At 55.2% G+C, this 277-nt stretch carries 2 tRNA genes; both read right to left on the bottom strand.

Going from position 1 to position 277, the window contains the following annotated elements:
- Positions 1-29: 29 nt before the first annotated feature.
- Positions 30-106, bottom strand: a tRNA-Ile gene (locus NJD74_RS19665).
- Between the two features lie 48 nt (positions 107-154).
- Positions 155-230: transfer RNA gene (locus NJD74_RS19660), tRNA-Ala, on the bottom strand.
- Positions 231-277 lie beyond the last annotated feature (47 nt).

Raw genomic sequence — 277 nt, 5'->3', positions numbered from 1 at the left:
AATTCTTTGTATGCGCTAGTCATTCAGAGTGGTGGGTCTGGGTAGACTCGAACTACCGACCTCACCCTTATCAGGGGTGCGCTCTAACCACCTGAGCTACAGACCCAATGTCCGTTCAGCTCATTGCCGTTTGCGTCGATAAACACGCAACGTGTGGTGGAGCCTGTCGGGATCGAACCGACGACCCCCTGCTTGCAAAGCAGGTGCTCTCCCAGCTGAGCTAAGGCCCCATATACGGGACTATCCACATCGGCCAGGCCGACGTGAAACTCTGAAT

This window comes from Stenotrophomonas sp. RG-453, assembly GCF_033843685.1.
Classification (GTDB): Bacteria; Pseudomonadota; Gammaproteobacteria; order Xanthomonadales; family Xanthomonadaceae; genus Stenotrophomonas; species Stenotrophomonas bentonitica_A.
Note: the sequence above shows the minus strand (reverse complement) of the source record. Positions and strands in the feature narration are given on the sequence as shown.